Below are 14060 nucleotides of genomic sequence, written 5' to 3'. Positions count from 1 at the left end.
GAGGGATGCCGGAAAGTCCCTGGCTGCGCCGCTTTTCTGGATTGCTGAGCCCCGGCTTCCGCCTGCTGTGCCTGCCCCATGCCGGCGGCAGCGCGAGCTTCTTCCGCGACTGGCGCAAGCACCTGGAGCCGGACGTGGAACTGCTGGCCGTCCAGTACCCGGGGCGGGAAGAGCGCTACGGCGAGGCGCCGGCGGCCAGCCTGGAGGCTATGGCCGCCTGCATCGCCGAGGCCTGCGCCGGCCTCGACGAGCGTCCGCTGGCGTTGTTCGGCCACAGCATGGGGGCAGCCGTGGCCTACGAGGTCGCCCTGGCCCTGCAGGGGCGCGGGCGGGCGCCCCTGCACCTGTTCGTCTCCGCGCACCCGCCGCCCCATCGCCAGCGTGGCGGCAGCCTGCACCGGCAGGCGGACGCGGCGCTGCTGGCGGACGTGCGCCGGCAGTCCGACGGCCTGCCCTGGGCACTGGACGAGCCGGCCGTGCGCGAGCTGTTCCTGCCGGCATTGCGGGCGGACTACCGGCTGATCGAGCGCTACCGGCGCGAGCGCGTCGAGCCGCTGGATTGCCCTGTCTCGCTGCTGCTGGGGGAGGACGACGACGAAGTGAACGATGACGAGGCCCTGGCCTGGGCCGCCGCCAGCCGCTGTGGGCTGGATGTGCGGCATTTCGCCGGCGGCCATTTCTACCTGCGCGCCCAGCGCCGCGTCGTGCTCGACCACCTCGGCGGCTGGCTCGCCAGTTACCGCGAGCCGGCCTGGCAACTGTGGCCCTGAGACCCTCGCAAGGAGCGAATGCAATGAAAACCCCGGAACAATGCGGCAGCCTCGACGACGTGCGCCTGGGCATCGACAGCCTCGACCGCGAGATCATCGCCGCCCTCGGGCGGCGCCTGGCCTACGTCAAGGCGGCGGCCCGCTTCAAGCCGGACGAGGCGAGCATCGCCGCGCCGCAGCGGGTCGCCGCGATGCTGCCCGAGCGCCGCGCCTGGGCCAGCGCCGCCGGGCTGGACCCGGCCTTCATCGGCCCGCTGTATGCGCAGATCATCCAGTGGAACATCGACCAGCAGGTGCGCCACTGGCGCCATCGGCACGGGCAGCAGGAGGACGGGCAGGCATGAGCACGGAGCCGTTCGACGAACTGCGGGCGAGCTTCAGCGCGGCCGCGAGCCAGGCCCGCGAGCAGGGCCGCCCGGTGCTGGCGGTGAGCAGCACGGCCTGCGCGGAACTCGACCCCGTCCGGCTGTTCGCCGCCAACCGCCAGGTGTTCGGCCAGAGCCTGCTGTGGCGGGCCGGGGAGGGCGCCGAAGCGATGGCCGGCTTCGGTTGCACCCAGGAGATCAGCCCGCCGCCGGCCGGGCGCTTCGCCGCCAGCGCCGAGGCCTGGCGCGAGCTGCTGGCGCGCACGAGCTGGCGCGGCGCCTGCCCGCCGCGCCTGTGCGGCGGCTTCGCCTTCGACGCCCGGGCGCCGGCTGCGCCGCACTGGCGCGCCTTCGCCAGCACCTCGCTGGTGCTGCCGCGCATCCTCTACCTGCGCCGGGCCGGGCGCTCTTTCCTGGCGTTCAGCCGCTGGCTGGAGCCGGGCGCCGACGTCGACGCCGCCGTCCGTGAGCTGCGCGCCGACTGGAGCACCTTGCTGGCGCGCTACCTCCACCGCCCGCGCTGCCCGGCAGCGCTGGAGGAGGCTGAGTCGAGCGAGGCGCTGGACGCCGGGGACTGGCAGGCGCGGGTGGCGGCGGCGGTGGCGCGCATCGTCCAGGGCGAGCTGCGCAAGGTGGTGCTGGCCCGCGAAGTGCGTCTGCACGCGGCGGGCGGCTTCCCCTGCGGGCAGGTCCTGGAGCGCCTGGCCCAGGCCGGCCCTTCGGCCTGCCTGTTCGCCTTCGACCGCGGCGGCAGCTGTTTCCTCGGGGCGACCCCGGAGCGCCTGCTGCGAGTCGCCGCGGGCGAGCTGGACACCGTGGCCCTGGCCGGCACCCTGGCGCGTGGCGCCACGCCCCAGGAGGACGCCCGCCTGGGCGCCGCGTTGCTCAACAGCGCCAAGGACCGCCACGAACATGCGCTGGTGGTCGAATGCCTGCGCGAGGCGCTGTCGCCCTATTGCGAGCGCCTGCACATCGAGGCGCAGCCGCGCCTGCACCGCCTGGCGCGGGTGCAGCACCTGCTGACGCCGGTGCGTGGGCAGCTGCGCCCGGGCGTGGACGTCCTCGACCTGGTCGCGGCCCTGCATCCCACGCCGGCGGTGGGTGGCCTGCCGCGGGAGGCGGCGCTGGAACACATCCGCCGCCACGAGGGCATGGAGCGCGGCTGGTACGCCGCGCCGGTGGGCTGGTTGGACGCCGCGGGTGACGCCGAATTCTGCGTGGCGCTGCGCTCGGCCCTGGTGCGCGGCGACACGGCGCACCTGTTCGCCGGCTGCGGAATAGTCGCGGCCTCCGAGCCGCAGGCCGAGTACCGGGAAACCTGCCTGAAGTTGCGCACCATGCAGGACGCGCTGGCGCCGCTGGCGCAGGCGCCTCAGCGCCGGCTGTCCTGATCGTGGCCGCGCCGGTACGCCCCCGGCTGCTGCCCGGTGCTCTTGTGGAAGGCGCGGGTGAAGGCCGCCACCGACTGGTAGCCGACCGCCGCGGCCACCTCGGCCACGCTCTGGTCGGCCTTGAGCAGGCGGCAGGCCTGGCCCATGCGCAGGGCCAGCAGCACCTGGCCGGGGGATTGCCCGCAGGTCTCGTTGAAGCGCTTGAAGAAGGCCGAACGCGACAGCCCGGCGCAGGCGGCCATGTCCTCCAGCGTCCAGGGCAGTTGCGGTTGCTCGATCATCCTTTCCAGCAGGCTGGCGAACTGCGGCTGCCGGGCCAGGGCCACCAGGCCGCCGAGGCCGGGGTTGTCCAGCACCTGCTGGCGCAGCACGTAGAGGAACAGCAGGTGGCTCAGGCGTTCCAGCAACTGCTGCGAGGGCGCCGGCTGGCGCGCGCATTCCTCCAGGATCAGTTCGAACAGGCTGCGCGCGGCGCGTTGCGAGGGTTCCTCGGCGCGCAGCACCAGGTAGGCGGGCAGCGCCTCGATGATCAGCGCCGAGAGCCCGGAGTGGAAGTGGAAGAAGCCGCAGACCAGGCCGACGCCGTCCTCGGCCTGCAGCTCCAGGGCGGTCATGGCCTGGCGCGGCTGGCAGGCGGCGGCCTCGGCGCTGGCGGCGTCGGACAGCCGGTAGGGCAGGTCGCGCAGCAGGAACACGGCATCGCCGCCCTCCAGGCGCACCGGCGCCTCGCCCTCTAGGTGCAGCCAGCAATGGCCCTGCACCACCAGGTGGAAGCTGGCCCGCGCCAGGCCCTGGGTGGAGGCGTGCCAGCCGCCGCAGTAGCGGCCCACGTGGAACAGGCTGGCATCCAGCTCCAGGCTGTCTAATAACCAATCGACAAGGGGGCTCGACGAAATCATCTAATGAAAAGACTCAGGAGCAAGTGATAGCGACTTTAGAATATTGAACGGTTTTCTTATTACCAACAGACTTTTTCGACACCTACCGCACACGGAGTCGAACCCATGTCCCGCCTGCCCATCCAGACCCTCGACAGCGCCCCGGAAGCGGCAAAGCCGTTCCTGCAGAACGCGCTGAAGAACTCCGGCTTCATTCCCAACCTGCTCGGCGTGCTGGCCAACGCCCCGGCCGCGCTGGAGACCTACGTCACCGTCTCCGGCCTCAACGGCAAGGCCGAGCTGGGCCTGGCCGAGCGCGAGGTGGTGCAGCTGATCGCCGCCACCACCCACGGCTGCGACTTCTGCGTGGCCGGGCACACCGCGGTGGCGGCCAACAAGGCCAGGCTGCCTGAGGAAGTGATAGCCGCCCTGCGCGAACAACGCGAACTGCCGGAGCCGCGTCTGGAAGCCCTGGCCGCCTTCGCCCGCGAGGCCATCGCCAGCCGTGGCGCGGTCAGCGACGCGGGGCTCGCGGCCTTCCGCGCCGCCGGCTTCAGCGACGGCAATGCCTTGGAAGTGCTGCTGGGCATCAGCCTGGCGACCCTCTGCAACTTCGCCAACGTACTGGCGCAAACGCCGCTGAACCCCGAGCTGGGCAAGTACCGCTGGGAAAAGGCCTGAGTTGCGCATGACCGGGCGGCGGCCCCGCGGCCGCCCGCCAAAAGGAGAGCGACCATGCTCGATTCGACCCTGAGCCACTGGCTCGACGCCCAGGCCGAGGCCCTCGACCTCGGCCATGCCGACCCGCAGTCGGTGCTGCCGAAACTCGCCAGCGCCGGGCTGTTCGGCATCGGCGTGCCCGAGGCGCGCGGCGGCGCCGGCGGCAGCCTGCTCGATGCGGTGGAGGCCATCGCCGCGGTGGCCGGCCATTCGCTGACCGCCGCCTTCGTCTTCTGGGGCCAGCGCGCCTTCATCGAATACCTGCTGCAGAGCCCCAACCAGGCGCTGGGCGAGCGCCTGCTCGGCGAGCTGCTGGATGGCCGCCTGGCCGGTGCCACCGGGTTGTCCAACGCCATGAAGTTCCTCTCCGGCATCGAGAGCCTGCAGGTGCGGGCCACCCCGGCCGACGACGGCTGGACCCTGGACGGCCGCCTGCCCTGGGTGACCAACCTGCGCAAGGGCCACTTCGTGGTGGCCGCGGCCATCGAGCGCGAGGGCGCGGCGCCGCTGGTGGCGGCCATCCCATCGGCCAGCGCCGGCCTTGCGCGCTCCGACGACCTGCAACTGCTCGGCCTGCAGTCGAGCAACACCGCCGCCCTGGATTTCGACGGCGTGGCGCTGCCCCGCGAGTGGCTGCTGCACGACGACGCCCGGCGCTACCTGCCGCAGGTGCGCCCGGCCTTCCTCGGCCTGCAGTGCGCCATGACCATCGGCCTCGCGCGCCGGGCCCTGGAAGCGGTGCGCGAGCACCTGGGCGGCAGCCGCTCGGTGCTGCGCGAGGAAGAGGAGCGCCTGCGCGGCGAACTGGACGGCCTGGTCGAGCGCCTGCGCGCGGGCCTGTCCAGCGGTGAGTTCAGCGCCGAGCCGGCGCGGCTGTTCCGCATCCGCATCGGCCTGGCCGAAGGCGCCGCCGCGGCGGTGCAGCTGGAGCTGCAGGCCAGCGGCGGCAAGGCCTACCTCAGCCGCCACGGCGCGGCCTTCGCCCGGCGCTGGCGCGAGTCGGCCTTCGTGCCCATCGTCACGCCCAGCCTGGTGCAGTTGCGCACTGAGCTGCAGCGCCAGGAGGCGCGGGCATGAGCGAGGTGCTGCTGCAGGCCGCCGGCGTCGCCCTGGGCTACCCCGAGGGCAAGGGCTGGCGCAGCGTGCTGGAAGGCTTCGAGCTGAGCCTGGCGCCGGGGGAGGTGGTGTCCATCCTCGGCCCCAGCGGCGTCGGCAAGTCCAGCCTGCTGCGCGTGCTGGCCGGGTTGCAGAAGCCGGCGGCGGGCAGCGTGCGCCTGCTCGGCGAGGCCATCGATGGCCCGCACCCGCGCGTCGCCGTGGCCTTCCAGGACCCGAGCCTGCTGCCCTGGCTGAGCCTGGAGAAGAACGTCGCCTTCGGCCTGGACTTCGCCCGCCAGCCGAAGCTGGACAAGGCTACGCTGCACCAGCGCGTCGACCAGGCGATCGCCGCGGTCGGCCTGCAACACGCGCGCGGCTACCTGCCGGCGCAACTTTCCGGCGGCATGGCCCAGCGCGCCGCGCTGGCCCGCTGCCTGGCGCGCCAGCCGCAGGTGCTGCTGCTGGACGAACCCTTCGGCGCGCTGGACGAAGTGACCCGCGCCGACATGCAGCAACTGCTGCTGCAGGTGATCCACGAACGGCGCACCGCCGCCGTGCTCATCACCCACGACATCGACGAGGCCCTGCTGCTCTCCGAACGCATCCTGCTACTGGGCGACACCCCGGCGCGGACGTTGGGCGAATGGCGCATCGACCTGCCGCAACCCCGTGCGGAGCTGGTCGAGGAACTGGGCGCGCTGCGGGTCGAGATCCTCAAAACCCTACGGCGGGCGAGCCGATCCCACGCGAATTCCCACCCTGCGCCGGAGGCTGCCCATGTGCCTGGACGATCCCACTCATTCTCGACGTGACATTCTCAAACTCGCTGCGCTGCTCTCCGCGGCCGGCGCGCTGCCGCTGCTGACCAGCCTGCGCGCCCGCGCCGCCGCCGAGCCGGACGCCCCGGTGCGCATCGGCTACCTGCCGATCACCGACGCCACGCCGCTGCTGGTGGCCCACGCCAACGGCCTGTTCGAGGCCGAGGGCATCAAGGCCGAGCGCCCGGTGCTGCTGCGCAGCTGGGCGCAGGTGATCGAGGCGTTCATCTCCGGGCAGGTCAACGTCATCCACCTGCTGTCGCCGATGACCGTCTGGGCCCGCTACGGCAGCAAGGTGCCGGCCAAGGTGGTGGCCTGGAACCACGTCGGCGGCTCCGGCCTGACCGTGGCGCCGGACGTGACCGAGGTGAAGCAGCTGGGCGGGCGCACCCTGGCCATCCCGTTCTGGTACTCGATCCACAACGTGGTGCTGCAGCAACTGCTGCGCGACAACGGCCTGGCGGCGGTGAGCAAGCCGGCCGACGCGGCGCTGGCGGCCAACGAGGTCAACCTGGTGGTGCTGCCGCCCTCGGACATGCCGCCGGCCCTGGCCAGCGGGCGCATCGCCGGCTACATCGTCGCCGAGCCGTTCAACGCCCTGGCGGAGAACCTCAAGGTCGGGCGCATCCAGCGCTTCACCGGCGACGTCTGGCGCAACCACGCCTGCTGCGTGGTGTTCATGCACGAGCACGACCTGAACGGCCGCCCGGAGTGGTCGCAGAAGGTGGTCAACGCCATCGTCAAGGCCCAGCTGTGGACCCGCGACAACCGCGCCGAGGCGGCGAAGCTGCTGTCCAAGGACGGCGCCAACCGCTACACCCCGCACGCGCCGGAAGTGCTCGGCCGGGTGCTGGCCCCGGCACCCGGCGAGCGCGAGAAGTACCTGGCCGACGGCGCCATCCGCCATGCCGACTGGCACGAGGAGCGCATCGACTTCCAGCCGTACCCGTTCCCCAGCTACACCGAGGAACTGGTCAGGCGCCTGAAGGACACCCTGATCCAGGGCGACAAGGGCTTCCTCGCCGCGCTGGACCCGGCGCACACCGCGCAGGATCTGGTGGACGACCGCTTCGTGCGCAACGCTCTGGCCCAGGTCGGTGGCCTCGGCGCCTTCGGCCTGCCCGAGGGCTTCGCGCGCAGCGAGGAGATCACCACGTGACGGCGCCGGCACTCTCTGGCCGCCGCCACTGGCTGCTGGGCCTGGCCGGGCTGCTGGCGCTGCTGGGCCTGTGGTGGAGCGGCGTGCGCCTGTTCGGCGGCGACGGCCTGGGGCAGCTGTTCTCGCCCCAGGCCACCCTGGCCAGCCTGGGCGAGCTGCTGGGCCGCGCGGAGCTGTACCAGCACGTGCTGGTGAGCCTCAGGCGCGTGCTCCTCGGCCTGCTCCTGGCGCTGGCGGTGGGCGTGCCCCTGGGCCTGCTGGTGGGCGCCTCGCGCAATCTGGAGGCGGCCACCACGCCGGCCTTCCAGTTCCTGCGGATGATCTCGCCGCTGTCGTGGATGCCCATCGCGGTGATGCTGATGGGCGTGGGCGACCAGCCGATCTACTTCCTGCTGGCCTTCGCCGCGGTCTGGCCGATCCTGCTCAACACCGCCGCCGGCGTGCGCCAGCTCGACCCGCGCTGGCTGCAGCTCTCCCGCAGCCTCAGCGCCACGCCCTGGGAGACGCTGCGCAAGGTGATCCTGCCCGGCGTGCTCGGCCACGTGCTGACCGGCGTGCGCCTGGCCATCGGCATCCTCTGGATCGTCCTGGTGCCCTGCGAGATGCTCGGCGTCAGCGCCGGGCTGGGCTACTACATCCTCGACACCCGTGACCGCCTGGCCTACTCGGAACTGATGGCCATGGTCCTGCTGATCGGCGCCCTGGGCTTCGCCCTCGACGCCCTCGCGCGCAGCCTGTACCGCCGGCGGGCGGGCTAGGTCATGCATTTTCCCGGCACTGCGTCTATATACAGGCAATGAGCCGGCGCCATCGCGCCGGGCAGCCGAGGAGGGTGGGCCATGCGCATTCTGGTGGTCGGGGCGGGTTCCACGGGTGGTTTCTTCGGCGCGTGCCTGGCCCGGGCCGGGCGCGACGTGACCTTCCTGGTGCGCGCCGGGCGGGCGCACCAGTTGCAGCAGGAAGGGCTGCAGGTGTTCAGCCCCCATGGCGATTTCGTGCTGACGCCGCAACTGGTCGGCGCCGAGCACCTGGACGGGCCCTACGACCTCATCCTGCTGACGGTGAAGGCCTACGCCCTGGAGGCGGCGCTGCGCGACATCGCCCCGGCGGTGGGGCCGGGCACGATGATCCTGCCGGTGCTCAACGGCATGCACCAGGTCGACGCCATCGTCGATCACTTCGGCCGCGGGCCGCTGCTGGGCGGCGTGTGCAAGATCGCCAGCACCCTGGACGAGCGCGGCCGCATCGTCCAGTACGGCACCCTCAACGAGCTCTCCTACGGCGAGATGGACGGCGCCCGCAGCGAGCGCATCCTGCGCCTGGACGCACTGCTGCAGGACGCCGGCTTCGACGCCCGCCTGAGCCCCGACATCCACCGCGAGATGTGGGAGAAGTGGGTGCTGCTGGCCGCCCTGGGCGGCATCACTTGCCTGATGCGCGGCAACGTCGGCTCGGTGGTCGCCGCGCCCCAGGGCGAGGCCTTCGTCAACCGCCTGCTGGACGAGGTGGTGGCGGTGGTCCGCGCGGTGGGCCTGGAACCGCGCGATGCCTTCCTCGCCGAGGCGCGCCGGCAGCTGACCCTGCACGGCTCGCCGCAGACCTCGTCGATGTACCGCGACCTGGTCGGCGGCCGCCCGGTGGAAGCCGAGCAGATCATCGGCGACCTGCTCGGCCGCGGCCAGGCGGCCGGGCTGGACCTGCCGCTGCTGCAGGCGGCCTTCGTGCACCTGGCGGTGTACGAGCAGGGGATGGGCTGAGCGAGGTTGGAAGGACCAGTCGCTTCCTGAGTGCCTGCAGGAATAGGCCAGGCGTTGCAGGCAGCACTATAGCGGGGTGGCAATCGGATGGCCATTTCGATATCCGCCTGCTGGCCTCATCCGACGATCCTGAGTACTCCCCCCTGAGCGGACGGAGCGGTGCGCTTTGGGCCTGGCTATCCATCCATGGCGGCCATTGCCAGGGGCGGAGCCGGCAGATACTGGCAGCCGGATAACGCTGCTATTCATGCTCTCCACACGCCCTGGCACGAAGCGAGTCCGAGTCACTCATGGAATAACGGGCCATCGGACATCAGCACGAATGAGCGTTATCACACCAGAGTGAAATCCCCTCAGGACTCTCCAATAATCCGGGGCTTATGGAGGAAACCTCCTGTCAGTACTTTCAAGTGTCTTCCAATATCATGGGTTTATTGTTCCTTGTTGATATCTATAGCTGGCGGGCTGTTGAGATTTTTTGTTTCGCCTCCTTCCTGTTCGATCGGATAGTTGGAAAGTTCTCTATAGAGAATTACGTTGGTTTCCGTCGGGCGCTGATCTGGTTCTGTGCCTGGCTTAATCAAGAAAATCAACTGGAGACTGAAAACATGAAAAATCAAAACAGTGATGCTCTGGACGCCTCGGGGTTTAGTTGGCCGCCGCTTTCCTGGTCGCCTGCGCATGACGAGACGTCCATCTGAGTGCTGAATGTGAGGGAGGCGAAAGCCTCCCTCACTAGTGGAGGAGATGTGAGATGCATAGACAAAATGGAATTCTTGATCTATTCGACTCGAGTGAAGTCATCATCCTTAGCGACAACGAGACGTTTAATTCGCTGGTTTCCGAGCAGGGTTGGCCAACGGCAAATTTGGCTGAGTTATCGCGTGCTCCGCAATGCTCCGTGGTTTTTTCATTCAGTGATGCCGCAGCAATCCGTTCGCATGATTTGGCTGCACAGTATCCGGAGTCGCGGATGGTCTTTTGCGCTCTTCACGTCTTCGATGCTTCGCTGGAAACCGCCCTCTATTCCTTCGATCTCATGTGCGCCAGCGATTTCAAAAACGCATTGGAAAAACAATGCATTGCAGCGGAAATGATGGAAACCTCTTCTCGTTTGCGACTTTGTGGGCAGGGTGCCGATGGCTGGGTCGATCTGGACAGCTCGGTCAAGCCTTACGCGCTGCTCAAGAGTGTCGAGGGGCCCTTCGTTCATTCGGTAGCGGAGTTCTTCGAAGTGCACCACGCGCATTTGCATAGGAAGCAGGCCGCGCCCTTTTGGGTGAGTGGTGAGTTTTTGGTATCAGGCGTGCTTTCAGTCATGCGTCCGACGGGGCGACTCCCTTATGAAAACTCCACTCGTGACGTGGATGCATTCGTGCAGAAAGTGGCCGCCGCCAACTCGGTAAAAATGATCGTCACTGACAATAAGGTGACGTCATTTTGCATTGATGCCGAGGAACAAGTAGATTTCCTGCGAATTTTGGGTGGTGATCGTCAAGAGTTGGTAACAGAGTTTGCGATAGGTGTGAATGAAGCGATCGAGGAGAAAATCGACTATGCCAGAAACTCCCAGTTGAATGAGGGTATAGAGGGTATTCACCTGGCAATTGGTGACGGTGTTTCCGGATATCACATCGATTTTCTGTGCCCCTCGGTTGGTGTTGAAGTAGAAGGGTAAGTATTGGGGGCGGAATATGCACTTCGTTATGAGGTGCATATTCCGCCCGTTGAGCAGCTGGACTTGCAGGAAACTTGGCGACGTCCGCCGTAAAAGAGCAGGAAATGGTGACTTCGCTATTCTCGAAGTGAGATTCCTTCTCCCAGAATGGCCTCCCTTGTTTTCCTCATTAACTCAACTATGTCTGCTTCGGTCAGTGAACGTTCCGGGTGCCTGAACGAGAGGCGTACCCCCAGACTCATCGTTCCTGCTGGCAGGTTTTCCCCTTCATAGCGATCAAATAGGCGGATTTCTTCCAGCAGGGGCGCGCTAGACATCTTGATCAGTTGTTCCAGTATCCGATATTCGTAGCCTCTTGGCAGTAATACCGAAATGTCCCGTTCCGCGGCGGGGTGGCGCTGGAGACTTGAGAATGTCGATGGATTGCTTGGCAGGGGCAGATCGAGTTCCGCCAGATAGATTTCTTTTCGCCCAAGCCTGTCTTCCAGGCTCGGGTGGATTCGCCCCGCATGGCCAATGACCTTGCCACCGTAGCCTATGCTGGCCGTGATGCACGGGTGTAGACCAGGTACCGTCGCCGGGCGCCAGTCGAGGCTGATATTGGCGCTAGCGGCCAAGGATTGCAGGATTCCTTTCAACAAGAAGAAATCCACTTTCCTTCCAGGGAGCCAGGAAGGTGCCTCGAAATGGCCGCATACCAGCAGCCCGATCTTTTCTTTTTCCTGCTTGCCGAAGACATGGCCGATTTCGAATAGCATGAGGTCGGTTTGCTGGTGATTGTTCCTGGCCAACTCCAGCAACCCCGGCCATAAGCTGTTTCTCAGTACGGATTTTTCATTGCTGAGGGGTTTGGTGAGTGCTACGCGCATCCCCTCGGCATCGAATACCTGATGCTCCTGGGGGCTGATAAACGCGTAATTTATCACCTCCTGGAAACCCGAGGCGGCCATCCAGCCGCGAATCGCGCGATGAGTGCAGTCGTTGATTCCTGGCGTGAAGTCCAGCTTCGGCAGTGTTTCCGGGATGTGCTCATAACCAACGAGTCTGGCAATCTCTTCCACCAGATCTTCTTCGTGCTGTAGATCGAACCGCCAAGTGGGTGGGATAACCTCCCAGGTCCACTTTGCGGGCGAAATGACACACCCTAGGCTGCCCAACAGCCGCTGCTGAATCTCCTCTGGAACATCCAGGGCCGCTATCTGTAGAAGTCGGGAGGGACGGTAGTGGATTGGCGCGCGAATGACGTCCGTTCCTGTGTCCACCATGCATTCACTCCTGTTGCCGCCCGCCAGTTCCACGATCAGCGCTGCCGCGCGGGCCAATGCGATGGGAGCCAGATTCGGGTCGACCCCTCGCTCGAAGCGGTACTGGGCATCGCTACCCAACTTGTGTCTCCTGGCACATCTGCGGACGGCCTGCGCATCGTAGTTCGCCGCCTCCAGAAGCAGGGAGGTGGTGCTATCGTTGATTTTTCTCGACATGCCCACCACCACTCCCGCCAGGCCAATGACTTCATGGCGCCGAGAGGAGAGTTGGGCGCTTACCACCATATCGGATGAAGTGAGTTGAACGGTTGTGCCGTTTCCCAACTCCAGGCTCTCTTTGGGGGACGCCCGTCGAACGGCAATCGAGATCATGTCCTGCTTTCGGTCGTAGGCCTGGAGCGGCTGGCCCAACTCGAAGGTGACGTAGCGGGTGATGTCGCTGACGTTGTTCTCCGGTGCCAGGCCTAGGGCGACCAGGCGGCGTTGAAGCCAGATCGGGCTGGGGGCGGGCCTGACTTCGTCAATGCTTGAGGCGACGAGACGCTTGCAAAGCGCGTCGGTGTAGAGGCGTAACGGTTTTTGCGGCGCACTGGCTGGTGCGGGGGCTGGGTTCTTGTACGGGATTTGCAGTTTGGCGGCAAGATCGCGAGCGACGCCCAGGATACTCAGGGCGTCAGCGCGGTTGGGCGTGACTTCCAACTCGAATACGACCTCGGGAGGCCAGTCCAATTTCATGCCAGGCGACATATCGGCGCCGAACTTCAAGGTTTGTTTTCCAGTCTCCGGCAGCGCTACGTCCGCTGTCGTGCAGATCGACGCCAAGGTCGCGGGTGTTCTGCTTCCCGGCAAGTCCGGGGGCGGTGTCGTTACGGATTCGGGAGGAAGGAAGACGACGCCAACTCGGTCGCCCTCGGTGAGATCGGGCAAGTCGCTGAGAACTGTATGGGTTGTGTTTCCGTCCCGGAGTTTTACCGGCCTGGGTGTCAGATTTGGCGCCAGTGGCGCGAGCGTTTCCACTTCGACGACAACGGCTGTTCGGGGGAGGCCGGCGAGTTGGATGCTCCTCTCGACATTCAAGCCAATGCCACAAAGCAGTTCGGCAGTCTCGGCGGGAGAGGGCAGGCCTGGCACCCATTCGGCCAGCCAGGAATAGGGCACTTTCATACGGCTGTCCCCCGAACCTGGCGGAGGAAACGAGTGTCATTCTGATGGAAGTAGCGAATGTCTGGAATTCCATAGGCAATCATTGCAAGGCGTTCGATACCCAGGCCGAAGGCGAACCCGCTGACGTTTCGATAGCCGACGCCCTCTAGAACATTGGGATGCACCATCCCGCAACCGCCGAGTTCCAGCCATTCCTGCTGGCCGCTGCGAGGGTTGTGCCACCAGACTGAAAATTCGGCCCCGGGTTCTACGAAGGGAAAGTAGGAGGGTTGAAGGCGGGTTTTCGCGCTGTCACCAAACAGGGCTGTCGCTACGGCGTTGATGGCGCCCCGCAAGTCACTCATGCTGATGCCCTCGCCCACTACCAGAGCTTCCAATTGATGAAACTGGGCTTCATGGGTCTGGTCTACCGCCTCGTTGCGAAACACCTTGCCGGGGGAGACGACCCTGAAGGGTGGGGCGTGGGTCTCCATGTAGCGCACCTGGACCGAACTGGTGTGTGTTCTGAGCAGACGGCCGTCGTGAGTCCAGAACGTATCCTGGGTGTCTCTGGCGGGGTGGTCGTCGGGGAAGTTGAGCGATTTGAAGTTGTAGTGGTCGCTTTCCAGTTCCGGGCCCGCGATAACTTCGTATCCCAGCGACTGGAAGATATCCAGCAACCGGCCGATGGTGCGGGTTAGAGGGTGCAGGCCTCCACAGGAGAGCGCGGCACCAGGGAGGGTGACATCCACGGACTGGTCGTTCAGGGCTTGCAACCTGGCTGCCGTCGCTAGATTGTCCTTCTGGATTTCTATCGCACCTAGGCAGTTTCTCTTCAACTCATTGAGACCTGCGGCCACCGATGCTCGCTCTGCTTCGGGCAGCTCTTTGAGGCGACTGAGTTCTCTGGTAATTAACCCTGACTTTCCTAGGTATTTTACTCTGAGTGTGTTCAGTTCCTCGATTGTGCTGGCCTTGTGTATTTCCGCGAGAATGTTTTCTATCAAGGTTTTTTCTC

The 14060-nt window shown here is 66.5% G+C and carries 14 protein-coding genes; 11 read left to right on the top strand and 3 right to left on the bottom strand.

Annotated elements, in window-relative coordinates; genetic code table 11:
* Nucleotides 1-5 precede the first annotated feature (5 nt).
* From QSJ95_RS03845 to QSJ95_RS03835, 3 genes are read left to right on the top strand one after another with little or no spacing between them, the layout of a single operon-like run.
* The gene (locus tag QSJ95_RS03845; RefSeq protein ID WP_099049054.1) at nucleotides 6-770 is read left to right on the top strand and encodes a thioesterase II family protein; all 765 of its coding nucleotides are present in this window, start codon (nucleotides 6-8) and stop codon (nucleotides 768-770) included.
* Nucleotides 771-793: 23 nt separating this feature from the next.
* Nucleotides 794-1114 (top strand): isochorismate lyase, encoded by a 321-nt coding sequence (locus QSJ95_RS03840; protein WP_058489588.1) that lies wholly within the window; start codon nucleotides 794-796, stop codon nucleotides 1112-1114.
* Nucleotides 1111-2526 carry an isochorismate synthase gene (locus QSJ95_RS03835; RefSeq protein WP_064583254.1) on the top strand — a complete coding sequence of 472 codons (1416 nt, stop codon included), beginning with the start codon at nucleotides 1111-1113 and terminating at the stop codon, nucleotides 2524-2526. The genes QSJ95_RS03840 and QSJ95_RS03835 overlap by 4 nt, the downstream gene beginning before the upstream one ends.
* Here the strand turns inward: QSJ95_RS03835 and QSJ95_RS03830 are convergent.
* Nucleotides 2508-3425: an AraC family transcriptional regulator gene (locus QSJ95_RS03830; RefSeq protein WP_285640189.1), complete on the bottom strand. Its 918-nt coding sequence runs from the start codon at nucleotides 3423-3425 to the stop codon at nucleotides 2508-2510. The two genes, QSJ95_RS03835 and QSJ95_RS03830, sit on opposite strands and share 19 nt — an antisense overlap.
* Nucleotides 3426-3530: 105 nt before the next feature.
* On the opposite strand from QSJ95_RS03830, the gene QSJ95_RS03825 reads away from it, so the two are divergent.
* From QSJ95_RS03825 to QSJ95_RS03790, 8 genes are all read left to right on the top strand, one after another.
* Nucleotides 3531-4085, top strand: coding sequence for a carboxymuconolactone decarboxylase family protein (locus QSJ95_RS03825; RefSeq protein ID WP_009622140.1), 555 nt, complete (start codon nucleotides 3531-3533; stop codon nucleotides 4083-4085).
* Between the two features lie 54 nt (nucleotides 4086-4139).
* Nucleotides 4140-5201 carry an acyl-CoA dehydrogenase family protein gene (locus QSJ95_RS03820; protein WP_285640186.1) on the top strand — a complete coding sequence of 354 codons (1062 nt, stop codon included), beginning with the start codon at nucleotides 4140-4142 and terminating at the stop codon, nucleotides 5199-5201.
* Nucleotides 5198-6034, top strand: coding sequence for an ABC transporter ATP-binding protein (locus QSJ95_RS03815; protein WP_069865091.1), 837 nt, complete (start codon nucleotides 5198-5200; stop codon nucleotides 6032-6034). Before QSJ95_RS03820 ends, QSJ95_RS03815 begins: the two co-directional genes overlap by 4 nt.
* Nucleotides 6000-7199 carry an ABC transporter substrate-binding protein gene (locus QSJ95_RS03810; RefSeq protein WP_285640183.1) on the top strand — a complete coding sequence of 400 codons (1200 nt, stop codon included), beginning with the start codon at nucleotides 6000-6002 and terminating at the stop codon, nucleotides 7197-7199. The genes QSJ95_RS03815 and QSJ95_RS03810 overlap by 35 nt, the downstream gene beginning before the upstream one ends.
* Nucleotides 7196-7957, top strand: a complete 762-nt coding sequence (locus tag QSJ95_RS03805) for an ABC transporter permease (RefSeq protein WP_069865087.1) — start codon at nucleotides 7196-7198, stop codon at nucleotides 7955-7957. The genes QSJ95_RS03810 and QSJ95_RS03805 overlap by 4 nt, the downstream gene beginning before the upstream one ends.
* A gap of 81 nt (nucleotides 7958-8038) precedes the next feature.
* Entirely contained in the window at nucleotides 8039-8956 is a 918-nt protein-coding gene (locus tag QSJ95_RS03800) for a ketopantoate reductase family protein (protein WP_009622127.1), read from the top strand.
* Between the two features lie 410 nt (nucleotides 8957-9366).
* Nucleotides 9367-9657: a hypothetical protein gene (locus QSJ95_RS03795; RefSeq protein ID WP_152604524.1), complete on the top strand. Its 291-nt coding sequence runs from the start codon at nucleotides 9367-9369 to the stop codon at nucleotides 9655-9657.
* 53 nt (nucleotides 9658-9710) lie between these two features.
* A complete protein-coding gene (locus QSJ95_RS03790) occupies nucleotides 9711-10634 on the top strand; it encodes a CgnE/CgnB domain-containing protein (RefSeq protein WP_009622125.1) in 924 nt (307 codons plus the stop codon).
* Between the two features lie 116 nt (nucleotides 10635-10750).
* Here QSJ95_RS03790 and pheT read toward each other — a convergent pair whose 3' ends face one another.
* Nucleotides 10751-13063, bottom strand: coding sequence for a phenylalanine--tRNA ligase subunit beta (gene pheT, locus QSJ95_RS03785; RefSeq protein ID WP_009622123.1), 2313 nt, complete (start codon nucleotides 13061-13063; stop codon nucleotides 10751-10753).
* Nucleotides 13060-14049, bottom strand: coding sequence for a phenylalanine--tRNA ligase subunit alpha (locus tag QSJ95_RS03780; protein ID WP_009622121.1), 990 nt, complete (start codon nucleotides 14047-14049; stop codon nucleotides 13060-13062). The genes pheT and QSJ95_RS03780 overlap by 4 nt, the downstream gene beginning before the upstream one ends.
* Between the last annotated feature and the right edge of the window lie 11 nt (nucleotides 14050-14060).

Origin of the sequence: Pseudomonas sp. NBRC 100443 (assembly GCF_030268185.1) — a bacterium.
GTDB lineage: Bacteria > Pseudomonadota > Gammaproteobacteria > Pseudomonadales > Pseudomonadaceae > Pseudomonas > Pseudomonas citronellolis.
This window is presented reverse-complemented; position numbering and strand designations above follow the sequence as displayed.